This is a genomic window from Pantoea sp. Ae19-2 (assembly GCF_059801205.1).
In genome coordinates this window covers 2,224,952-2,247,871 of record NZ_JBCHWE010000001.1, presented here as the reverse complement: position 1 = coordinate 2,247,871, position 22,920 = coordinate 2,224,952, and the positions used below count along the sequence as shown (strand labels likewise).

Genomic DNA, 22,920 nt, shown 5'->3' with positions numbered 1-22,920 from the left:
ATGAAAAAGTTAGCATTATGGCGTGTCGGTCTGGGGTTACTGTTAGGCGTAAGCCTGATGGCCCGTGCCGATCTGATTCGCGATTTAACCACTGTTCAGGGCGTGCGTGATAACCAACTGCTGGGCTACGGACTGGTGGTTGGCCTTGACGGTACCGGTGACCAGACCACCCAGACGCCTTTTACCACGCAGACCGTGAGTAACATGCTGTCTCAGCTGGGCATTACCGTCCCGCCTGGCACCAACATGCAGCTCAAAAACGTGGCGGCGGTTATGGTGACGGCAAAACTGCCTTCGTTTGCCCGCCAGGGACAGACGCTGGACGTGGTTGTCTCGTCCATGGGTAATGCGAAAAGTCTGCGCGGCGGTACGCTGTTAATGACGCCGATGAAAGGTGTCGATAACCAGGTCTATGCGCTGGCTCAGGGCAACATCCTGGTCGGCGGCGCGGGTGCCGCAGCAGGCGGCAGCAGCGTGCAGGTCAACCAGCTTAACGGGGGACGTATTACCGATGGTGCCACGGTTGAACGTGAGCTGCAGAGCAACTTTGGCTCGCAGAACACCATCAACCTGCAGCTCAACACCGAAGATTTCTCTATGGCGCAGCGTATTGCGGATGCCATTAACGCCCGTGGCGGATACGGTTCTGCTCAGCCGCTGGATGCGCGCACTGTGCAGGTCCGCGTATCGCCGAATAACGGTGCACAGGTTCGCTTACTGGCTGAGATACAGAATATCGATGTGTCTGTCCCTGTAGAAGATGCCAAGGTGATCATCAACTCACGTACCGGCTCTGTCGTCATGAACCGTGAAGTGAAACTGAATACCTGTGCCGTCGCGCAGGGCAACCTGTCAGTCACGGTCAATCAGCAGCAAAACGTGAGCCAGCCTGATACGCCACTGGCGGGTGGACAAACCGTGGCCACCACCAATACGCAGATCGATCTGCGTCAGAGCGGCGGCGCTCTCCAACGGGTTAACTCCAGCGCCAACCTGAACAGTGTCGTGCGCGCGCTCAATGCCCTGGGGGCATCGCCTATCGAACTGATGTCTATTTTGCAGTCAATGCAAAGCGCGGGTTGCCTGCGCGCTAAACTGGAAATTATCTGATGAACGATGCGCAATCGCTGATGAATGCGGCTTTCGACAGCCGCTCACTGAATGACCTTAAACGCCAGGTGACTGTTGATCCGAAAGGAAAAGCGCTACAGGTGGCACAGCAGGTCGAAGGGATGTTTGTTCAGATGATGCTGAAGAGTATGCGCGAGGCGCTACCGCAGGACGGCATACTCAGCAATGAACAGACCAAACTTTTCACGTCAATGTACGATCAGCAGATTGCGCAGGATATTGGTAAACGTGGCCTGGGCCTGGCGGATATTATCGTTAAACAGATGGAACCCGCCAAAGCACCGGACGAAACCGCCGGAACCGTTCCGATGAAGCTGGATAACAGCTTTATCATGAGCAGCATAGGGGCAACGCCGCTGGAGCAGATGGTGCGTAAAGCGATGCCGCGCCTGCCCGCGCCATCTCCGACCGGTCTGCCCAGCGACAGCCGCGATTTTATTGCGCAACTGACGCAGCCTGCTCAGGCTGCCAGCCAGCAAAGCGGTATTCCTCACCACCTGATTCTGGCGCAGGCCGCGCTGGAGTCCGGCTGGGGGCAGCGTCAAATCCTGACCCGTGACGGCAAGCCGAGCTACAACGTCTTCGGCATTAAAGCCAGCGGCAACTGGAAGGGCGAAACAACCGATATCATGACCACCGAATACGAGCATGGCGAAGCGAAAAAAGTGCGCGCGACATTCCGGGTCTATGGCTCCTATTTCGAAGCGTTAAACGACTACGTCAAACTGATTTCGAATAATCCGCGTTATGCGGCCGTGGCCAATGCGCAAAGTGCCGAGCAGGGCGCGCAGGCATTACAGGCCGCGGGTTATGCGACCGATCCGAAATACGCACAAAAACTGGTAGGAATGATCCAGCAATTCAAGAGCATGGGCGAAAAAGTCGTTAAAGCCTATAGCCAGGATTTAAGTACGCTGTTCTGATTATTCCGCCTCAAGTTTCACTTAAGCATGCCGATAATAACAGCAAGAGCCAGGCGCGCCAGCGCATGTTGGCGACCACACTGATGACAGCAACCCGGTTAACGGGGGAATGTAAGGAACCGAGATGTCCAGCATAATTAACTCCGCAATGAGCGGGCTCAGTGCCGCACAGGCCGCCTTAAGCACGACCAGTAACAATATCAGTAACTATACTGTCGCGGGTTACTCACGTCAGACCACCATTCTGGCCGAAGCAAACAGTACCCTGCAGGGGAAAAGCTATTACGGCAACGGCGTTAACGTCACTGGCGTTCAGCGTGAATATGATAGTTTTATCGCGGCTCAGTTGCGCGGTTCGTCAGCAACCTATAATGCAGCGAATACACAGTATTCGCAGGTATCAAACATTGACGATCTGATGTCGACCTCGACCACTAACCTGTCGACGGCGATTCAGGGCTTCTTCAGCAACATGCAGAACGTGGTCAGTAACGCCAACGATCCGGCGGCGCGTCAGTCGATGCTCAGCAACTCCCAGGGGCTGGTTAACCAGTTCCAGACCCAGGCGCAGTACCTGACCAACATGCAAAACAGCGTGAACACCAACATTGCCTCTAATGTTGATCAGATTAATACCTTCACCACGCAGATCTCGAATCTTAACCAGCAAATTGCCAAACTCAGCACGGCTAACGGTGCAACACCGAATGATTTGCTGGATCAGCGCGATCAGTTAGTAAATGGTCTGAATAATATCGTTGGTGTGACAGTGTCACAACAAGATGGAAGCTATACCGTTTCCATGGCTAACGGCCTTTCGCTGGTGAATGGTTTTCAGTCCACCAAACTGGTGGCTATGCCCTCCAGCAGTGACCTGACCCGCACCACAGTGGGTTATGTTGATCCACAAGCTGGCAACGTGCAGCTTCCCGAATCATCCATAACTACGGGTTCGCTGGGCGGTATGCTGAGCTTTCGTTCGCAGGATCTGGACCTGGCACAAAACCAACTGGGCCAGTTAGCGGCGGCCTTTACAACCAGTTTTAACGCCGTGCATAAGCAAGGCTTCGACAGCAACGGTAATCAGGGCGTCGACTTCTTTAATATCGGCACTCCTACGGCGCAGGGGGACAGCAAAAATACCTCTTCTGCCACCCTGACGGCCGCGTGGACTAACACCAGTGCCCTGCAGGCATCAAACTATACCGTCAGCTATGACGGGACAAACTGGTCAGCGACACGTTTGTCAGATAACAGCAAAACCACGCTTACACCCACGACCTCGGGCGGCGTTACGACGCTTAATCTGGATGGAATGAGCCTGACGGTCAACGGCACGCCAAACGCCAAAGACAGTTTCCTGGTGAAGCCGGTTCAGAACGTGGTTAACGGCATGTCGGTTGCTATTACCAGCGGATCGCAAATCGCCGCTGCGGCCGCGACCGGCGGTGAAAGTGATAACCGCAATGCGCAAAAGCTGCTGGCGTTGCAGGATGCCAAAATTGTTAACGGCAACGCGACGATTTCCCAGGCTTACGGCGCGATGGTGAGTACCGTTGGCAACAAAACTCAGGCACTCAAAACCGCCAGCACGACACAGCAGAACGTGGTGACGCAGCTAACCAACCGCCAGCAGTCTGTTTCTGGCGTGAACCTGGATGAAGAGTACGCGAACCTGACGAAATACCAACAATATTACATGGCGAATGCGCAGGTTTTAAAAACGGCCAGCACCGTTTTTGACGCCCTGCTTAGCATCAACTAAAAGCAGAGGACATCATGCGACTCAGTACAAATATGATTTTTGACCAGCAGGTTCGCGGCGTTAGCGATGCGCAATCCTCCTGGTTAAACGCGGGAAAACAGCTTTCCACCGGACTCAGAGTGTCTAATCCTTCAGACGACCCGATTGCCGCATCGCGTGCGGTCGTGCTGTCGCAAACGCAGGCGCAGGCAAGCCAGTATTCTGTTGCGCGTACCTTTGCCGACCAGGGATTATCGCTGGAAGAAAATACCCTTAACGGCGTCACGAACAGCATCATGAGCGCGCAGTCGATGATCGTGGCCGCGGCAAACGGTTCCTTAAGCGATGATGACCGCGCCTCCTATGCGACTCAGCTGGAAGGCGTGCGTGCGCAGTTACTAAACCAGGTCAACAGCAAAGACGCCAACGGTCGCTATATTTTCGCGGGTTACAAAACCGATAGCCCGCCGTTTGTGGACGGTGCGGGCGGTGTGACCTATCAGGGCGGAACCGACGCCATTACGCAAAAAGTGGACACTGACCGTACCATGACCATCGGTCATACTGGTAACAGCATCGTGATGTCTATCACCAGCAATGCGGTGAAAGAGCCTAACGGCGGTACCAGTGAAACGAACTTGTTTAACATGCTGGACAGCGCCATCAGTGCGCTGAAAGTGCCGCAAAACGGCGCGGACGATGCGACGAAAGCAACGTTTTCTGCGGCAATGGATAAAACCAGCCGTGGTTTGAGCAACTCGTTGAACAACGTGCTCAGCGTCCGTTCCGAGATCGGTACTCAGTTGAAAGAGTTAGATACGTTGAATGCGCAGGGGGACGATCGCAAGGTCATTTATGATTCCCAGATGAGCAGCCTGGTGGACGTTGATTACACCCAGGCGATCTCCAGCTACACCATGCAACAGCAGGCGCTGCAGGCTTCATACAAGACCTTTACCGATATGTCTCAGATGTCGCTGTTTCAGTTAAATTCATAAAAAATTTGGGCGTACTTTAACCGGGTGCGCTTAGTTTTTCCCACCGTCCTGATAAGGGACGGTGGGATTTTTTTTGCCTGCAGCCTGTGCGTTGCCACAAGGCCACTCTGAGAAGCATGCGTTAACGCGTGACTCGCGCGCGCGGTTTTATCCCTGTAACGCTGCCCTGTCTGAGAGCCGCATTCAGTTAAGGGCTGCGTATCCCCGAACCATCGCCTGTTACGCCGAGCATGCAATAAAAAACCCGGCCGGAGCCGGGTTCATGTGTGCTGCTAGCGCGCCTTACGGCTTGGTGGCAGGTGCAGTAGCCTGATGGGTGGCGCTGTGGCCGCCAGCAGAACCTCTGCCCTCAAATTTAAAGGCCGGACGTTGCCAGTCACTTTGACGGGCAGGCTCGGGTTGCCACACTGGCGCAGGCGCCTTGGTCATCGGTGCAGAAGCAAAGTGCTTCCAGCGCGTTTCGGCGTTGGCTTTTAATGCCTCAACAGGGATGTCGCGTGCGGCAACAGGTGCATGAGGTTCACTAACCGGCGTAATGGCTTCCTCAGCGGCAACAGGCGCGTGTAAAACCTCTTCCACCTGCGCTTCGGTCGCAGCGCTGACTTCAGTGCCCGCATGCTCATCCGCCGTTTCTTCAGGCGCGGATTCTGCGACAACCGGCACCTTCACCTCCGGCACGCTCACTTCCGGCGCTTCGACAGCGTCAGCAGGCTGAGCCTGTTGCGCGATCGCTTCAGCACTGGCTTCAGCGGCGGCTGGAATCACCGAAGGTTCATGATGAACCGGGGCTTCAATGGCCTGAGTATCGTCAGTATTCACCACGGTAACCGGGGCGTCAGCCTGCGGCTCTGCGATTTGTACTGGCGCAGCCTGTGAAGCCGGCGCTTCCTCGGTAGCGACAGGCAGGGCAACAGCAGGTGCAGTCTCTTCACGGCTGTAGTCCGGTGTCGATTGAGGCGCATCCTGAACGATTTGCTCTTCATTCGCTTGCGCGACCGGGTAGCGAATCCAGACTTTGCCGGACGCCATCTCAGGCGAAGCCGCAGCGGCGTCTAAAGGCATCGCGGACTGGGTCGGATAACGTTCATCACGGTAACGACGGCGACGCTGACCACTTACGCGCAGATGGCGAGGTGAACGGCGTGAACGACGTGGCATATTGGCATTATCGCGACCTTCGTTCTCCTCCGTCTCTTCAACCTGTGACGTTTCGACAACAGGCTGCACCTTTTGAACGTCAGCCGATTCGGCTGATTCAACGGCGGCGGCCTGCGGCTGGTCATTGTTATCACCAACGCGGACTTTCTGCGTCAGCTGACGCGGTTTACGGCGTGGCATCACCTGAACGCGCTCGTCTTCCTGCGCATCCACAGCAGCAGGCGCGACCGCTTCGGCGGTTTGTTCCACCGCGCTGTTAGCGTCCTGCTGAGCACGTTTCTCTTCCTGACGACGACGCTGACGTTCAGCACGTTGTTCGCGGCGCTGTTGCTGCTGCTCATCACGCTGCTGACGCGCTTCATCGCTCAGTACCGGACGATCGTCACGCGCCTCATTAGGCTGGGCCTGACGCTTGTTACGACGATTGTCCTCACGCGGCTCGCGATTATCTCGAGACTCACCACGGTTATCACGGTTATCACGAGCGTCACGGTTATCGCGAGATTCGCGCTGTTGTGCGTTATCACCGTTGCGCGGGGTACGTTCGCGACGGTTATTGTTGCGACGATTATTACGACGATCGCCACGCGGGTTGCCGTTCTCGTCCTCGCTGGTTTTCTGCGGGGCGGTCACTTCGGCAACCGGCTCGACAGCCGCCGGAGCAGGTTCGCCAGCAAACAGTTTTTTCAATCCGCTCAGCAGACGGCTGACAAAACCTTCACTGGCCGGCGCGGCCGCTGGTGCGGGTTGCGTCACAGTCGCTGAAGGTGTGGCCACTTCCGGTGAGGCTTCGGCCGGTGCTGGCGGCGCATCGGGCATCACAAAGGCTGCGAGAGCAGGTTGCTCTGGACGGCGGCGCTCAGCATGCTCCTCTTCAGATGGCATCGCCATCTCGGCTTCATGCAGTTTCGGCAGGTGATAGCTCAGCGTTTGCGTTTCTTCGCCTTTGCGCACGCGCAGAACGGAGTAGTGCGGGGTTTCCATCCGGTCGTCCGGCACGATGACCGCACGTACGCCGCCCTGACGTTTCTCGATAGCATTTACCGCTTCACGTTTTTCATTCAGCAGGTAAGAGGCAACCGGGACCGGCACGATAGCATGCACTTCTTTGGTGTTGTCTTTCAGCGCTTCTTCTTCAATCAGGCGCAGAATGGACAGCGAGAGAGATTCGTTATCACGAATAGTGCCGGTGCCGCTACAACGTGGACAGACGTGGTGGCTGGACTCGCCCAGGGACGGGCTGAGGCGTTGGCGGGACATCTCCAGCAGGCCAAAACGTGAAATATGGCTGATTTGAATTCGGGCGCGATCCTGACGGACGGCTTCACGCAGACGGTTTTCAACCGCGCGCTGGTGACGAACCGGTGTCATATCGATGAAGTCGATAACGATCAGGCCGCCCAGGTCGCGCAGACGCAGCTGGCGAGCAATTTCGTCGGCCGCTTCCAGGTTGGTATTAAAGGCGGTTTCTTCAATATCGCCACCGCGTGTGGCACGGGCGGAGTTGATATCGATGGCGGTAAGCGCTTCGGTACTGTCGATAACGATTGAGCCGCCTGACGGCAAGCGAACTTCACGCTGGAAAGCGGATTCGATTTGCGATTCGATTTGGTAATGGCTGAACAGCGGAATCTCACCGGTGTAGAGCTTAATTTTGCTGCTAAAGTCCGGACGGCCCAGCGCGGCGATATGCTGACGTGCCAGCTCAAGCACTTTCGGGTTATCGATAAGAATCTCACCGATATCCTGACGCAGATAGTCGCGGAAGGCGCGCACGATCACGTTGCTTTCCTGATGGATCAGGAACGGGGCCGCGCGGCTGTCAGCCGCTTTTTTGATGGCTTCCCAATGCTTCAGACGGAAGCTAAGGTCCCACTGCAGCGATTCGGCTGATTTACCGACGCCCGCCGTGCGAACAATCAGCCCCATGCCATCAGGGAGTTCCAGCGCCGATAGCGCCTCTTTCAGTTCGGTACGGTCATCGCCTTCAATCCGACGTGAAATCCCACCCGCGCGCGGGTTATTTGGCATCAATACCAGATAGCTGCCTGCCAGAGAGATAAAGGTAGTGAGCGCAGCGCCTTTGTTGCCGCGTTCTTCTTTATCAATCTGAACAATGACTTCCTGACCTTCACGCAGCACGTCTTTAATGTTCGGACGACCGTGTGAGTTGTAATTAGCAGGGAAGTATTCGCGGGAAATTTCTTTCAGAGGGAGGAAACCGTGACGTTCTGCACCGTAATCGACGAAGGCCGCTTCAAGGCTGGGTTCGATACGGGTGATTTTACCTTTGTAGATATTGGCTTTTTTCTGTTCGTGTCCTGGGCTTTCGATATCCAGATCGTACAGACGTTGACCATCAACCAGGGCAACGCGCAACTCCTCCTGCTGAGTTGCGTTGATTAACATTCTTTTCATCGTAACGTACTCGTTATTCTTTCATGAGTGATTAAAGCTGCGGGCATAGTTACCCTGGACGAGTATCAACCGATGGCCCCGTGACTTAGTGCAATGTCGTCAACCTCACGGTTATCGACCGCGCGAGGGGCGCAAATAACGTCGGTGGCCTGTTTTTCATAAGGAACAACAGCACCAGATAGTGGAAATGCGAGAGATAATTCAGTAAACCCGTGCACTCCATCTCATGTCCAGGCCGCAACCCGCAGCCCGCTAAGTGTCTGATTTCGCATTACGTCTTACGCCATTGCTGCGTGTCTGCTCAATCCGACAAAATAACTAATTTCGTTTTTTTTCTTATCTGAATCTTCAGCTAAGAAACCCAAGCATTATTCCACTGCTAACCTTCATATAGCAAGGTGACTTTAACTCACTGATCAATTTTCTTTACATTTTAAGAACCCTACGACAAGAAGTGCACCCGCGCTGCTGAAAATCACAGCAATCACATTACGCTTCCTGACGAGACGCAAAGAGTTAAGCACAGAAAAAGGGGTGGCGCTATCAGGGGACACTATTTAGAATCGCCGCCATGAAAACAGAGAATCCAGGCGTACACTTTGTCGCCATCACGGCTGAAAATGCCGGACAACGCATTGACAACTTTTTGCGCACCCAGTTAAAGGGCGTGCCGAAAAGCATGATTTATCGCATCGTGCGTAAAGGCGAGGTGCGGGTTAACAAGAAACGCATCAAGCCAGAATATAAGCTGGAAGAGGGCGATGAGGTGCGTATCCCGCCCGTCCGGGTAGCCGAACGGGACGAAGAGGCCGTTTCGCCCAAGCTGGCCAAAGTGGCTTCTTTAGCCAATGCCATTCTCTTTGAAGACGATCACCTGCTGGTGCTGAATAAGCCGTCCGGTACAGCGGTACACGGTGGCAGCGGCCTGAGCTTTGGCGTGATAGAAGGCTTGCGCGCCCTGCGTCCTGAGGCTCGCTTCCTGGAGCTGGTGCACCGTCTGGATCGTGACACCTCTGGCGTCCTGCTGGTGGCCAAAAAGCGTTCAGCCTTGCGCTCGCTGCATGAACAACTGCGTGAGAAAGGCATGCAGAAAGACTATCTGGCGCTGGTTCAGGGTAACTGGCCATCGCATCTGAAAGTGGTTCAGGCACCATTGCTGAAAAACATTCTGCAAAGCGGTGAGCGCATGGTACGCGTGAGCAGCGACGGCAAGCCTTCAGAAACCCGGTTTAAAGTGGAAGAGCGCTTCGACTTCGCCACCCTTGTAAAAGCCAGCCCGGTTACCGGACGTACCCACCAGATTCGTGTGCATACGCTGCATGCCGGTCATCCTATTGCATTCGACGACCGCTACGGCGATCGCGCGTTTGACAGCCAGCTGTCCTCTACGGGGCTTAACCGCTTGTTCCTGCATGCGGCCGCGCTGACCTTTACGCATCCCAACACGGGTGAGACGCTCCGCATGGAAGCGCCACTGGATGACAAGTTGCAGCATTGCCTGACGATGCTGCGCCAGCAGAAAAGCTGACGCGCCGGGCATCAATCCGACAGGGGGTTGATGCCTGCTTCTCGCAGCATATTGCTGAGCGCGATAAGCGGTAAACCGACCAGCGTATTCGGATCGCGTCCCTCAAGACGATCGAATAAACAAATCCCCAACCCTTCGCTTTTAAAGCTCCCTGCGCACTGCAGCGGTTGCTCTTTCTTTATATAGGCACGGATCTCGGCGTCGGTTAGCGTGCGGAAATGGACGCTAAACGGCTCACAGCATTGCATTAAGCGCTGGCTGGCAGGGTGGTATAGCGCCAGCCCGGTATAAAACGTTACGCGCTGGCCGCTGGCGGCCCGCAACTGTGCTTCCGCGTTTTCAACCGTATGGGGTTTCCCGGTTATCACGCCATTCAGCACGCAGACCTGGTCAGAACCAATAATCCAGTGGTCAGGATAACGTTGGGCCAGCGCCTGCGCCTTGGCGATGGCTAATCGGGTGACCAGCGCTTCCGCGCTTTCATGCGCTAACGGCGTTTCATCTGTCTGCGGCGAATCGACCGTGAAAGGCAGGCCCAGCCGCGCTAACAGTGCCTGACGAAAGGGCGACGTTGATGCTAAAAGAATCGATGCTGTCATTTTTTTTCAATATTGATAGCGAATTGGTGGCAGTCATTTTAAACTGTGCGCCGCACTGGATGCGAATAGTGGTTGAAAGATGCTGGTAAACGGCCTTTTTCTTTGACTCTATGTGATTACAAAGTTAATATGCGCGCCCTATGCAAAAGGTAAAATTACCCCTGACGCTGGACCCAGTCCGCACCGCTCAAAAACGCCTGGATTATCAAGGTGTTTATACCTCTCAACAGGTTGAGCGTGTTGCTGAGTCGGTCGTCAGTGTGGACAGTGATGTAGATTGTGTCATGTCGTTTGCGGTTGACAACCAGCGTCTGGCAGTACTGACGGGTACTGCTGATGTACAGGTTACGCTACGTTGTCAGCGCTGCAACCAGGTTTTTCCACATCATGTACACGTAAGCTATTGCTTCAGTCCTGTGTCGTCTGACGAGCAGGCCGAAGCGTTGCCGGAAGCGTACGAGCCGGTTGATGTCAACGAGTTTGGTGAGATCGACCTGCTGGCAGTTATCGAGGATGAAGTTATTCTCGCGCTGCCTGTGGTTCCGGTGCACGATTCTGAACACTGTGAAGTGTCCGAGGCGGACATGGTCTTTGGTCAGTTGCCTGCAGAGGCAGAAAAACCAAACCCATTTGCCGTATTAGCCAGTTTAAAGCGTAAGTAATAGGAGTAAGGTCCATGGCCGTACAACAGAATAAACCCACCCGTTCTAAGCGTGGTATGCGTCGTTCGCACGATGCGCTGACCACTGCCACTCTGTCAGTAGATAAAGTTTCTGGTGAAACTCATCTGCGTCACCACATCACTGCGGACGGTTACTACCGCGGTCGCAAGGTTATCGTTAAGTAAGTTCTTTGCTTAGCAAGGCGATACCTTGGCACGTTTGACCCTGGCTATCGATGCCATGGGCGGGGACTTCGGTCCCTGCGTGACGGTGCCTGCAGCATTGCAGGCACTGGCCTCTCATTCGGAAATTATCCTTCTTCTTGTCGGAGATCCCGACATTCTCACGCCATTGCTTGCCAAAGCGGATTCCTCCTTGCTGGAGCGACTGCAGGTTGTGCCTGCCGAATCAGTTATTGCAAGTGATGCGCGACCCGCACAAGCCATCCGTAACAGCCGCGGCAGTTCTATGCGAGTGGCGTTAGAGTTGGTTAAAGAAGGGCGGGCTCAGGCCTGCGTCAGCAGCGGCAACACGGGCGCGCTGATGGGGCTGGCGACATTATTACTGAAGCCGCTGGACGGGATTAAACGTCCGGCGCTCATGACCGTTTTACCCCATCAGCAGAAGGGAAAAACGGTCATTTTAGATTTAGGTGCCAATGTCGACTCAGACAGTGCGATGCTGGTGCAGTTTGCGGTAATGGGCTCAGTGATGGCGGAAGAAGTGTTGGGGATTGCGAATCCCCGTGTGGCACTTCTCAATATTGGTCATGAAGAGCATAAAGGGCTTGAAAGCATCCGCGATGCGGCGTTAAGTCTCAAGGCATTGCCGCAGATTAACTACATTGGTTACCTTGAAGGTAATGATTTACTGACTGGCAAAACGGATGTGCTGGTCTGTGATGGTTTCGCAGGAAACATCACTCTGAAGACAATGGAAGGCGTAGTAAGAATGTTTCTTTCTCTGTTCAAGTCATCAGAGGAAGGTAAGAAGCGGTCGTGGTGGCTGACGTTGCTGGGGCGCTGGATGAAAAAGCGTTTGGTCAGGCGCTTCGGGCATCTCAACCCCGACCAGTATAATGGCGCTTGTCTGTTAGGATTACGCGGGACAGTGATAAAGAGCCATGGTGCAGCAAATCAACATGCTTTTGCCGTGGCGATCAATCAGGCCGAGCAGACGGTGAGGCGGCAGGTGCCTGAACGCATTGCCGCCCGTCTGGACGCTGTATTAGCCAGGAGTGACAAAGCCTAGATGTTTACCAAAATTATCGGTACGGGCAGTTATTTGCCCAGCCAGATCCGCACCAATGCCGATCTGGAAAAAATGGTGGAGACTTCGGACGAGTGGATTGTTACCCGTACCGGCATTCGTGAGCGCCGTATTGCTGCGCCGGATGAGACTGTCGCAAGTATGGGACATCAGGCTGCACAACGTGCACTGGAAATGGCAGGCGTTGACGCCAATGATATCGGTCTGATCATCGTTGCGACCACCTCGTCCAGTCACGCCTTTCCAAGCTCTGCCTGCCTGATTCAGCAGATGCTTGACATCAAAGACTGTGCGGCGTTTGACCTCGCAGCAGCCTGTGCCGGCTTTACCTATGCGTTAAGCGTGGCCGATCAATATATTAAAAACGGTGCCGTTAAACATGCGTTAGTCATCGGTGCCGATGTCCTCGCGCGTACGCTCAATCCAGACGATCGTGGGACGATCATCCTGTTTGGTGATGGTGCCGGCGCTGTTGTGCTGGGCCAGAGCGAAGAGCAGGGGATCATTTCAACTCACCTGCACGCTGACGGTCGCTATGCGAAACTGTTGACGCTGCCGTATCAGGATCGCGAAAATCAGGATCAGCCCGCTTATTTGACAATGGCAGGCAATGAAGTCTTCAAAGTGGCGGTTACCGAGTTAGCCCACATTGTGGACGAAACCTTGCAGGCAAATAACATTGCGCGTGAAGAGCTGGACTGGCTGGTGCCGCATCAGGCTAACCTGCGTATTATCAGCGCCACGGCGAAAAAACTGGGTATGACCATGGAGAAAGTGGTCGTGACGCTGGATCGCCATGGAAATACCTCTGCCGCATCCGTGCCAAGTGCGCTGGATGAGGCGGTGCGCGATGGCCGCATCAAACCCGGACAACTTATTTTGCTGGAAGCCTTTGGTGGTGGATTCACCTGGGGTTCTGCGCTGGTTCGCTTTTGATTGACAGGAATTGAAAATGACGCAATTTGCTTTTGTTTTCCCAGGTCAGGGTTCACAGACTGTGGGCATGTTAGCGGATCTGGCCGCTGCTTATCCGGCGGTTGAAGCGACGTTTCGTGAAGCTTCTGATGTTCTCGGTTACGATCTGTGGCAGTTAGTCAGCCAGGGGCCGGCTGAAGAGCTGAATAAAACCTGGCAGACGCAGCCTGGTTTGCTGGCTGCCTCGGTAGCCATCTATCGTGTCTGGCAGCAGCAGGGCGGTCAACTACCCGCCCTGATGGCAGGTCACAGCCTGGGAGAATACTCCGCGCTGGTCTGCGCAGGTGTGCTGAATTTTGCGGACGCGATCAAGCTGGTTGAACTGCGCGGTAAGCTGATGCAGGAAGCCGTGCCTGAGGGCACGGGTGCGATGCAGGCAATTATCGGCCTTGATGACGCTGCGATTGCTAAAGCCTGTGAAGAAAGTGCGCAGGGCCAAGTGGTTTCACCGGTTAACTTCAACTCGCCAGGCCAGGTGGTTATCGCTGGCAATAAAGAGGCGGTTGAACGTGCAGGTGCAGCCTGCAAAGCGGCAGGCGCAAAACGTGCGCTACCGCTGCCGGTAAGCGTCCCTTCACACTGCGCGCTGATGAAACCGGCTGCCGATAAGCTGGCATTAACACTGGAAAACATCACGTTTAGTGCGCCAGCTGTGCCGGTCATTAACAACGTGGATGTCAAAGCCGAAACGGACGCCGACGCGATTCGACATGCGCTGATTCGTCAGCTTTACAGCCCGGTCCGCTGGACCGAGAGCGTTGAGGCTATGGCCGCGCAGGGCGTCACGCAACTTATTGAAATGGGACCGGGTAAAGTCCTTACCGGTCTGACAAAACGCATTGTAGACGGCCTGTCCGCAGCAGCGGTGAACGATACTGCGTCATTGACTGCGGCGCTTGCACAGGAATAAGAGGAAAATCATGAGCTTTGAAGGTAAAGTAGCGCTGGTAACTGGCGCAAGCCGCGGCATCGGCCGTGCGATTGCAGAAACCCTGGCCGCACGCGGTGCGAAAGTGGTAGGTACTGCAACCAGCCAAAGTGGCGCCGATGCTATCAGTGATTACCTTGGCGATAAAGGACAAGGTCTGCTGTTAAACGTGACGGATGCCGCTTCTGTAAACAGCGTTTTAGAGAAAATTCGCGCTGAATTTGGCGAAGTGGACATTTTAGTCAATAATGCAGGCATTACGCGTGATAATCTACTGATGCGTATGAAGGACGATGAGTGGCAGGATATCCTGGATACCAACCTCACATCGGTTTTCCGTCTTTCGAAGGCGGTGATGCGTGCCATGATGAAAAAGCGCATGGGTCGTATCATCACCATCGGTTCTGTTGTTGGAACCATGGGCAATGCGGGTCAGGCAAACTACGCTGCAGCAAAAGCAGGTTTGATTGGCTTTAGCAAATCACTGGCGCGCGAAATCGCGTCACGTGGCATTACCGTCAACGTCGTGGCTCCGGGCTTCATAGAGACTGACATGACGCGGGCACTGAACGAAGATCAACGTTCCGGTATTCTGGCGGAGGTCCCAGCGGGTCGTTTAGGCGAAGCGCAGGAAATTGCTAATGCCGTTGCATTCTTAGCCTCTGACGAAGCAGCCTACATCACGGGTGAGACGCTGCACGTCAATGGCGGCATGTATATGGTCTGATAATCACGAAATCATTTGCATTATTTGCGGATAAAACCGCACAATAGCGTAAAATCGTGGTTCGACCAGCCGGGATTTTGTTGCATCTTTTTCAACATTTTATACACTACGAAAACCATCGCGAAAGCGAGTTTTGATAGGAAATTAAATAGTATGAGCGATATCGAACAACGCGTTAAGAAAATCATCAGTGAGCAGCTGGGTGTGAAAGAGGAAGAAGTGACCAACTCTGCATCTTTCGTAGAAGACCTGGGTGCCGATTCTCTTGATACCGTTGAGCTGGTAATGGCTCTGGAAGAAGAGTTTGATACTGAAATTCCAGACGAAGAAGCTGAGAAAATCACTACCGTTCAGGCAGCGATCGACTATATCAATAGCCATAAAGGCTAATGAATATCTTCAGGCGGTCATATGACCGCCTGAGTTTTATGTTTGCCCCACAATAGTCATTTTTATCCCTCCCTGGAGGACGAACGTGTCTAAGCGTCGTGTAGTTGTGACTGGTCTTGGCATGTTGTCTCCTGTCGGCAATACCGTAGAGTCTACCTGGAGTGCTCTCCTTGCCGGTCAGAGCGGCATTAACCTGATCGACCATTTTGATACCAGCGCCTATGCAACACGTTTTGCAGGTCTGGTAAGAGATTTTAATTGCGATGACTTTATCTCTCGTAAAGATCAACGCAAGATGGATGACTTCATTCAGTACGGCATCGTGGCAGGCATTCAGGCCATGCAGGACAGCGGTCTGGTTGTGACCGACGAAAATGCAGGCCGGGTTGGCGCAGCAATTGGTTCGGGCATCGGGGGCTTGGGTCTTATTGAAGACAACCATACCTCTCTGGTGAACGGTGGCCCGCGTAAAATTAGCCCATTCTTTGTGCCTTCCACAATCGTCAATATGGTGGCGGGGCATCTCACCATCATGTATGGCCTGAAAGGCCCCAGCATCTCCATTGCGACCGCCTGTACATCTGGCGTGCACAATATCGGTCATGCTGCACGTATCATCGCCTATAACGATGCCGACGTGATGCTGGCGGGCGGTGCGGAAAAAGCCAGTACGCCACTTGGCGTTGGCGGATTCGGCGCGGCACGTGCGCTGTCGACGCGTAACGAAAATCCCCAGGCGGCAAGCCGTCCATGGGATAAAGACCGTGATGGATTTGTACTGGGCGACGGCGCTGGCATTATCGTACTGGAAGAGTATGAGCATGCTAAGAAACGTGGCGCAAAAATCTATGCGGAAATTGTGGGCTTTGGGATGAGCAGCGATGCTTATCACATGACCTCACCGCCGGAAGACGGTTCAGGTGCAGCCGCTGCGATGATCAACGCGCTGCGTGATGCGCAGATGACGCCAGATAAGATTGGTTACGTCAATGCACACGGTACCTCAACCCCAGCCGGCGATAAAGCGGAAGCCCAGGCGGTGAAATCCGTTTTTGGTGCAGCAGCCAGTACGGTAATGGTCAGCTCCACCAAATCCATGACCGGCCATCTGTTGGGTGCGGCGGGCGCGGTTGAGTCGATCTATTCGATTCTGGCCCTGCGCGACCAGGCGATTCCACCGACGCTGAACCTGGATAATCCTGATGAAGGTTGCGATCTTGATTTCGTTCCGCACACCGCTCGTCAGGTTTCGGGGCTGGAATACACGCTGTGTAACTCCTTCGGCTTCGGCGGTACCAACGGCTCGCTGATTTTCCGTAAAATCTAAACATTCCGTTTATGATTGCTGTAAAGGCCCGCAATGCGGGCCTTTTTTCTATCCAGCGGCGCGAAGAAACCGATAAAATCATGGCCATCGTCGAGCAACGTTCTGATACCGGAGAAACGGCAATGTGGATAAACGGCACTGAGCAATCCCAGCTGGCGGCCACCGATCGTGCCGTACAGTTTGGCGATGGCTGCTTTACGACCGCCGCGATCGGCAACGGCAAAATCCTGCTGTTAGACAGGCACATGCAGCGATTGCAGCAAAGCTGTGAACGGCTGTGGCTGAATGGCGTTGACTGGCCCGCGCTGGCGCAGGAGATGCAACACGCGGCCAGCGGACATGACAGGGCAGTGCTTAAAGTCATTATCAGCGCGGGCAGCGGCGGGCGGGGCTACAGCCGCAGCGGTTGTAGCGGCCCCACACGAATCGTTTCGGTATCCCCCTGGCCTGCGCATTATGCGGCGCTACAGCAAACCGGCGTCAGGCTGGCCGTGAGCCCGGTCCGCCTGGCGCGCCAGCCTCAGTTTGCCGGCCTTAAGCACCTGAACCGGCTGGAACAGGTGATGATTCGTGCCCACCTTGAGCAGACCGACGCCGATGAGGCGCTGGTGCTTGACACTGACGGTTGGGTGGTGGAATGCTGTGCGGCCAATTTATTCTGGCGAAGCGGCGGCACGGTTTTTACCCCGGCGCTGGATCAGGCGGGCGTTGACGGCATTATGCGGCGCAGTCTGATAGCGGAAATGCGCGCCGCAGGTCAGATTTGTCAGGTGGTTCAGGCGGGACTGGCGCAACTCCAGGCAGCCGATGAGATTGTGGTATGCAACGCGCTGATGCCCGTATTACCCGTTCGACAACTTGATGCGCTGGCGTTTGAACAGCGCACCTTGTTTAACCAGCTACAGGCGAGCTGTAGAAAGATAATGGAAGCATCATGAGCCGAATCAAAAAAATAGGGGTGAGCGTTGTGGTCATCCTGCTCATCGCGGCAGCCGTGAGTTACTGGCAGGTTAAACAACTTGCAGCAACCCGGTTGACCCTTTCCCAGGAAACGATCTACACGCTGCCGGCAGGAACCGGTCGCGTTGCACTGGAAGCGCAGTTGGAAAGTCAAAAGATTATCCCTCACAGCATCTGGTTTGGCGCATTGCTTAAACTGGAGCCTGAGCTGGCCAAATTCAAAGCCGGAACCTATCGCCTTGAACCGACAATGACGGTCCGCAGTTTGCTGGAATTGCTCGCCAGCGGCAAAGAGGCACAATTCCCGCTGCGGTTTGTGGAAGGACAACGCCTGCAAGAGTGGCTTAGCGAATTACGTAAAGCGCCCTACGTGAAACATACGCTGCCGGATGACAGCTATGCGACCGTCGCCAGCACGCTGAAGCTGGACGAAAAGGCGCTGGAAGGCAGTTTCTTTCCGGATACTTATCTGTACACCGCAAACACCACCGATGTCGCGTTGCTGGAACGCGCGCATCAGCGGATGAAAAAGACCATCGATGAAGTCTGGCAGGGCAGGATGGATAACCTGCCCTATAAAGATCCGCAGGAAATGGTCACGATGGCGTCGATCATCGAAAAAGAAACCGGTGTGAGTGAAGAGCGGGCTAAGGTGGCTTCCGTGTTTATTAATCGCCTGCGCGTGGGGATGCGTCTGCAAACCGATCCTACCGTGATCTACGGCATGGGTAACGCCTATACTGGCACGCTGACGCGTAAAGATCTGGAAACGCCGTCGCCGTATAATACCTATATCATCAGCGGCCTGCCGCCGGGGCCAATTGCGATGCCGAGCAAAGCCTCACTGATTGCGGCCGCGCATCCGGAAAAAACCGACTATCTCTACTTCGTGGCGGATGGCAAAGGTGGACATACCTTCACCACCAATCTTGCCAGCCACAACAAGGCCGTGCAGGCTTACCGGCTGGTGTTAAAGGAAAAAAATGGACAGTAAGTTTATTGTTATTGAAGGCCTGGAAGGCGCAGGAAAAACCACGGCGCGCGATGCGGTCGTTGCAACACTGCGGGCCAGTGGAATCGACGATATTGTCTTTACCCGCGAACCCGGCGGCACACCGCTGGCTGAGCAGCTCCGCGTGCTGGTCAAGCAGGGCATTGAGGGCGAGCAGGTAACCGATAAAGCGGAACTGTTAATGCTGTATGCCGCGCGCGTCCAACTGGTGGAAACGGTGATCAAGCCTGCGCTGGCGCGGGGGGCCTGGGTGATAGGCGATCGTCACGATCTCTCCTCCCAGGCATATCAGGGCGGCGGTCGCGGGCTGGACGCCGAACTGATGCGCACCTTACGGGATACGGTACTGGGCGACTTTCGTCCTGACCTGACGCTTTACCTTGATGTTACGCCTGAAACCGGGTTACAGCGTGCCCGCGCCCGCGGAGAATTAGACCGCATTGAGCAGGAGTCGCTGCGCTTTTTTGAACGCACGCGTGAGCGCTATCTGGCGCTGGCTGCCGCCGATGACAGTATCCTGACGATAGATGCCACTCAGCCGCTTGAGCAGGTTACAAGCGCGCTGCACGCCACCCTGACGGCCTGGCTGGCGGAACAGCGCGCATGAACTGGTATCCCTGGCTCAATCAACCTTACCGCCAGGTGATTGGTCAGCATCAGGATGGCCGTGCCCATCATGCGTTGTTGATCACCTCTCTTGACGGCATGGGCGATGATGCGCTGGTGTGGGGGATCAGCCGCTGGCTGATGTGCCTGCAACGCGACGGATTAAAAAGCTGTGGTCACTGCCATGGCTGCCAGCTGATGCAGGCAAATACGCACCCTGACTGGTACCGGCTTGAAGCCGAAAAAGGCAAAACGACGCTGGGCATTGATGCCGTGCGTCAGGTTACGGAAAAAATGTATCACTATGCGCAGCAGGGCGGTGCCAAGGTGGTCTGGCTGCCAGATGCGGCTCAGCTCAGCGAGGCGGCGGCTAACGCCTTACTGAAAACGCTGGAAGAGCCGCCAGCCAACAGTTGGTTCTTTTTAAGCTGTCGCGAGCCCTCCCGCCTGCTGGCAACGCTGCGTAGTCGCTGCATGGTGCTGACGTTACCTCCACCAGATGAAAATCACAGTCTGGCCTGGCTGAGAAAGCAGGGGCAACATGCTGAGGCCCCGCTACTGGCCGCGCTGCGGCTCAGTGCCGGTGCGCCCGGTGCGGCGCTGACGCTGTTGGATGATGGCCTGTGGCAGGCCCGGCAAAAACTGTGCGATTCCCTGCCGGGTGCGTTGCAACAGGACATCCTGCAACTCCTGCCCGTGCTGAACGCAGATAACAGCGCGGCACGGATTGGCTGGCTGTTATCATTCATACTGGATGCGATGAAATGGCAGCAGGGCGCAACCCAGTGGCTGACTAACATCGATCGTCAGGACGTGGTCGCCATGCTGGCGCAGCACTTCTCGCAAACGGCGCTCAATAACAGCGCTCAAGACTGGATGCGCTGCCGTGAATCGTTATTACAGGTTGCGGCAGTGAATCGTGAACTCCTCCTGACTGACAGATTACTGAGTTGGGCAGATAACCTGAAGCCCAGGTTACCCGGCTAAATGACTGAGAAAAATATGTTTATTGTTGATTCCCATTGCCATCTTGATGGCCTGGATTATGAGAAAAATCATCACGATCTTGATGATGTGATTGCCAAAGCGGCAGCGCGCGACGTCCGGTTCATGCTGGCTATCGCCACGACCTTACCCGGCTTTAGTACGCTGAAAGCGCTGGTGGGCGATCGTGAAAATATTGCGCTCTCCTGTGGCGTGCATCCGCTGAATCAGGAGGCGCCGTATGATGTTGAGTTATTCCGCCGCCTGGCCGCCGATCCTCAGGTGATCGCGCTGGGCGAGACCGGGCTGGATTACTACTATCAGCAGGAAACCAAAGCTCAGCAGCAGGACTCTTTTCGTGAACATATCCGTAGCGGAATTGCGCTGAATAAGCCGATTATCGTGCATACGCGTGATGCACGTGAAGACACGCTGGCCATTCTCAAGGAAGAGCAGGTTGAACGCTGTGGCGGCGTACTGCACTGCTTTACAGAAGATCAGGCGACGGCAGCAAAACTGCTGGATATGGGGTTCTATATCTCATTCTCGGGCATCGTCACCTTCCGCAATGCAGAGCAGATTCGTGACGCGGCGCGCTACGTCCCGCTGGATCGCATTCTGGTCGAAACCGACTCCCCTTATCTGGCGCCTGTTCCTTACCGGGGCAAAGAGAACCAGCCTGCTTACACGCGTGACGTTGCCGATTATCTTGCGGTGCTGAAAGGCGTAGATATTGAGACGCTGGCCGCCGCCACCACAAAAAACTTTTCTACGCTGTTTCATGTGCCGATGAGCCGTCTTGGTGCCTGATTCAGAGTTATTTCAGACGTTGTAATAAATACGAGATTATGTTCGTTGACCCTGTTGTGATTCGACAGGGTCAACTTTTATTGGCTGAAAAATCAGCAAAAAAACCGCCGTTGTGGCCGGCTGCTGGCGTGTGATTGACGAAACGTGATAGCCGTCAAAGTAACGAAGGGTAATTTATTTTACCCTTCGTAATAAATCAAAAAGGCGGATAACGCCAACCGGTAAAGAACCTCCCTCTTTACCACGCGCACTGCGCGAAAAACGCACTCATACTCAGGAGTTTCACGCTATGTTCAAAAATGCTTTTGCCAACTTACAAAAGGTTGGTAAATCGCTCATGCTGCCGGTATCGGTTCTTCCGATTGCCGGTATTTTATTAGGTGTTGGTTCAGCGAACTTTAGCTGGTTACCTGCGGTGGTATCGCATGTAATGGCGGAAGCGGGTGGATCGGTCTTTGCCAATATGCCGCTGATTTTTGCCATTGGCGTGGCACTCGGCTTTACCAATAACGACGGTGTTTCCGCACTGGCAGCGGTCGTGGCTTACGGCATCATGGTGAAAACCATGGCGGTGGTCGCTCCCTTAGTCCTGCATCTGCCGGCAGCGGAAATTGAGGCAAAACACCTTGCCGATACCGGGGTGCTGGGCGGTATTATTGCCGGCTCCATCGCCGCGTATATGTTTAACCGCTTCTATCGCATTAAGCTGCCTGAATATCTGGGCTTCTTTGCCGGTAAACGCTTTGTGCCGATTATCTCGGGTCTGGCGGCTATCGCGATGGGGCTGGTGCTGTCGTTTATCTGGCCACCGGTCGGTTCAGCGATTCAGGACTTCTCTCAGTGGGCGGCCTACCAAAACCCGGTGGTGGCGTTTGGTATCTACGGCGTCGTTGAACGTGCGCTGGTGCCATTTGGTCTGCACCACATCTGGAACGTTCCTTTCCAGATGCAGATTGGTGAGTACACCAATGCCGCAGGTCAGGTATTCCACGGCGATATCCCTCGCTACATGGCGGGTGACCCAACCGCAGGTAAACTTTCTGGCGGCTTCCTGTTCAAAATGTATGGCCTGCCTGCCGCGGCGATTGCCATCTGGCATTCGGCAAAACCTGAAAACCGTGCCAAAGTGGGCGGTATCATGATCTCTGCGGCGTTGACCTCGTTCCTGACCGGTATTACCGAGCCGATCGAGTTCTCGTTCATGTTTGTTGCGCCAATCCTGTATGTCATCCATGCCATTCTGGCCGGTCTGGCTTTCCCAATCTGTATCCTGCTGGGCATGCGTGACGGCACCAGTTTCTCCCATGGCCTGATCGACTTTATCGTCCTGAGTGGTAACAGCAGCAAAATCTGGTTGTTCCCGATTATCGGTATGATCTACGCCGCGGTTTACTACACCGTTTTCCGCGTCCTGATCGTGAAGCTGGATCTGAAAACCCCTGGCCGTGAAGACAGCGCAAGCGAACAGTCTTCTTCCGCGACCGGCGGTGAAATGGCGGGCAAACTGGTGTCTGCATTTGGTGGCAAAGAAAACATCACTAACCTGGATGCCTGTATCACACGTCTGCGCGTCAGCGTGGCCGATGTAAGCAAAGTGGATCAAACCGAACTGAAAAACCTGGGCGCACGTGGCGTCGTGGTGGCCGGTTCAGGCGTTCAGGCGATTTTCGGCACCAAATCCGATAACCTGAAAACAGATATGGATGACTACATCCGTAACAAGTCATAAGGTCTGATGCCGTTCTGGCACGGCGAAAACAGCGTTGAGTCT

Annotated in this window: 21 protein-coding genes; 19 read left to right on the top strand and 2 right to left on the bottom strand. The window is 54.8% G+C overall.

Annotated elements, in window-relative coordinates:
* The 4 genes from AAIE03_RS10375 to flgL all read left to right on the top strand — a co-directional run bounded on the left by AAIE03_RS10375 (position 1) and on the right by flgL (position 4,796).
* On the top strand, positions 1-1,110 hold the full coding sequence (locus AAIE03_RS10375; RefSeq protein ID WP_014606133.1) for a flagellar basal body P-ring protein FlgI: 1,110 nt from the start codon (positions 1-3) through the stop codon (positions 1,108-1,110).
* Positions 1,110-2,054 carry a flagellar assembly peptidoglycan hydrolase FlgJ gene (flgJ, locus tag AAIE03_RS10370; protein WP_013025355.1) on the top strand — a complete coding sequence of 315 codons (945 nt, stop codon included), beginning with the start codon at positions 1,110-1,112 and terminating at the stop codon, positions 2,052-2,054. The genes AAIE03_RS10375 and flgJ overlap by 1 nt, the downstream gene beginning before the upstream one ends.
* Before the next feature lie 124 nt (positions 2,055-2,178).
* Positions 2,179-3,819: a flagellar hook-associated protein FlgK gene (flgK, locus tag AAIE03_RS10365; RefSeq protein ID WP_072136625.1), complete on the top strand. Its 1,641-nt coding sequence runs from the start codon at positions 2,179-2,181 to the stop codon at positions 3,817-3,819.
* A gap of 14 nt (positions 3,820-3,833) precedes the next feature.
* Positions 3,834-4,796: a flagellar hook-associated protein FlgL gene (flgL, locus tag AAIE03_RS10360; RefSeq protein WP_013025357.1), complete on the top strand. Its 963-nt coding sequence runs from the start codon at positions 3,834-3,836 to the stop codon at positions 4,794-4,796.
* A gap of 282 nt (positions 4,797-5,078) precedes the next feature.
* On the opposite strand, the gene rne is transcribed toward flgL, so the two are convergent.
* A complete protein-coding gene (gene rne, locus AAIE03_RS10355) occupies positions 5,079-8,372 on the bottom strand; it encodes a ribonuclease E (protein ID WP_498562994.1) in 3,294 nt (1,097 codons plus the stop codon).
* A gap of 571 nt (positions 8,373-8,943) precedes the next feature.
* Between rne and rluC the strand changes: the two genes are divergently transcribed.
* A complete protein-coding gene (gene rluC, locus AAIE03_RS10350) occupies positions 8,944-9,900 on the top strand; it encodes a 23S rRNA pseudouridine(955/2504/2580) synthase RluC (RefSeq protein WP_013025359.1) in 957 nt (318 codons plus the stop codon).
* A gap of 11 nt (positions 9,901-9,911) precedes the next feature.
* Here the strand turns inward: rluC and AAIE03_RS10345 are convergent, their stop codons facing one another.
* Complete coding sequence (locus AAIE03_RS10345; protein ID WP_013025360.1) at positions 9,912-10,499, bottom strand: Maf family protein; 588 nt, start codon at positions 10,497-10,499, stop codon at positions 9,912-9,914.
* A 140-nt stretch (positions 10,500-10,639) separates the two neighbouring features.
* On the opposite strand from AAIE03_RS10345, the gene yceD reads away from it, so the two are divergent.
* The 14 genes from yceD to ptsG all read left to right on the top strand — a co-directional run bounded on the left by yceD (position 10,640) and on the right by ptsG (position 22,878).
* Positions 10,640-11,161: a 23S rRNA accumulation protein YceD gene (gene yceD / locus AAIE03_RS10340; RefSeq protein ID WP_014593425.1), complete on the top strand. Its 522-nt coding sequence runs from the start codon at positions 10,640-10,642 to the stop codon at positions 11,159-11,161.
* Between the two features lie 14 nt (positions 11,162-11,175).
* Entirely contained in the window at positions 11,176-11,346 is a 171-nt protein-coding gene (gene rpmF / locus AAIE03_RS10335) for a 50S ribosomal protein L32 (RefSeq protein ID WP_013025362.1), read from the top strand.
* Between the two features lie 25 nt (positions 11,347-11,371).
* On the top strand, positions 11,372-12,412 hold the full coding sequence (gene plsX, locus AAIE03_RS10330; RefSeq protein WP_013025363.1) for a phosphate acyltransferase PlsX: 1,041 nt from the start codon (positions 11,372-11,374) through the stop codon (positions 12,410-12,412).
* Positions 12,413-13,366 carry a beta-ketoacyl-ACP synthase III gene (locus AAIE03_RS10325; protein ID WP_013025364.1) on the top strand — a complete coding sequence of 318 codons (954 nt, stop codon included), beginning with the start codon at positions 12,413-12,415 and terminating at the stop codon, positions 13,364-13,366. It begins immediately after the preceding gene.
* Between the two features lie 16 nt (positions 13,367-13,382).
* The gene (gene fabD, locus AAIE03_RS10320; RefSeq protein WP_498562993.1) at positions 13,383-14,315 is read left to right on the top strand and encodes an ACP S-malonyltransferase; all 933 of its coding nucleotides are present in this window, start codon (positions 13,383-13,385) and stop codon (positions 14,313-14,315) included.
* A gap of 10 nt (positions 14,316-14,325) precedes the next feature.
* On the top strand, positions 14,326-15,060 hold the full coding sequence (gene fabG, locus AAIE03_RS10315) for a 3-oxoacyl-ACP reductase FabG (protein WP_014593428.1): 735 nt from the start codon (positions 14,326-14,328) through the stop codon (positions 15,058-15,060).
* A gap of 153 nt (positions 15,061-15,213) precedes the next feature.
* Positions 15,214-15,450: an acyl carrier protein gene (gene acpP / locus AAIE03_RS10310; RefSeq protein WP_003849865.1), complete on the top strand. Its 237-nt coding sequence runs from the start codon at positions 15,214-15,216 to the stop codon at positions 15,448-15,450.
* Positions 15,451-15,535: 85 nt separating this feature from the next.
* Positions 15,536-16,777, top strand: a complete 1,242-nt coding sequence (gene fabF, locus AAIE03_RS10305) for a beta-ketoacyl-ACP synthase II (protein ID WP_013025368.1) — start codon at positions 15,536-15,538, stop codon at positions 16,775-16,777.
* Between the two features lie 122 nt (positions 16,778-16,899).
* Positions 16,900-17,715: an aminodeoxychorismate lyase gene (pabC, locus tag AAIE03_RS10300; RefSeq protein ID WP_181134526.1), complete on the top strand. Its 816-nt coding sequence runs from the start codon at positions 16,900-16,902 to the stop codon at positions 17,713-17,715.
* Positions 17,712-18,731: a cell division protein YceG gene (gene yceG / locus AAIE03_RS10295; protein ID WP_013025370.1), complete on the top strand. Its 1,020-nt coding sequence runs from the start codon at positions 17,712-17,714 to the stop codon at positions 18,729-18,731. The genes pabC and yceG overlap by 4 nt, the downstream gene beginning before the upstream one ends.
* Positions 18,721-19,356 carry a dTMP kinase gene (gene tmk, locus AAIE03_RS10290; RefSeq protein ID WP_014593431.1) on the top strand — a complete coding sequence of 212 codons (636 nt, stop codon included), beginning with the start codon at positions 18,721-18,723 and terminating at the stop codon, positions 19,354-19,356. Before yceG ends, tmk begins: the two co-directional genes overlap by 11 nt.
* A complete protein-coding gene (gene holB, locus AAIE03_RS10285) occupies positions 19,353-20,342 on the top strand; it encodes a DNA polymerase III subunit delta' (protein ID WP_498562992.1) in 990 nt (329 codons plus the stop codon). Before tmk ends, holB begins: the two co-directional genes overlap by 4 nt.
* 15 nt (positions 20,343-20,357) lie before the next feature.
* Positions 20,358-21,149, top strand: a complete 792-nt coding sequence (locus AAIE03_RS10280) for a metal-dependent hydrolase (protein WP_026020996.1) — start codon at positions 20,358-20,360, stop codon at positions 21,147-21,149.
* Positions 21,150-21,438: 289 nt separating this feature from the next.
* Positions 21,439-22,878 carry a PTS glucose transporter subunit IIBC gene (gene ptsG / locus AAIE03_RS10275; RefSeq protein WP_013025374.1) on the top strand — a complete coding sequence of 480 codons (1,440 nt, stop codon included), beginning with the start codon at positions 21,439-21,441 and terminating at the stop codon, positions 22,876-22,878.
* Positions 22,879-22,920 lie beyond the last annotated feature (42 nt).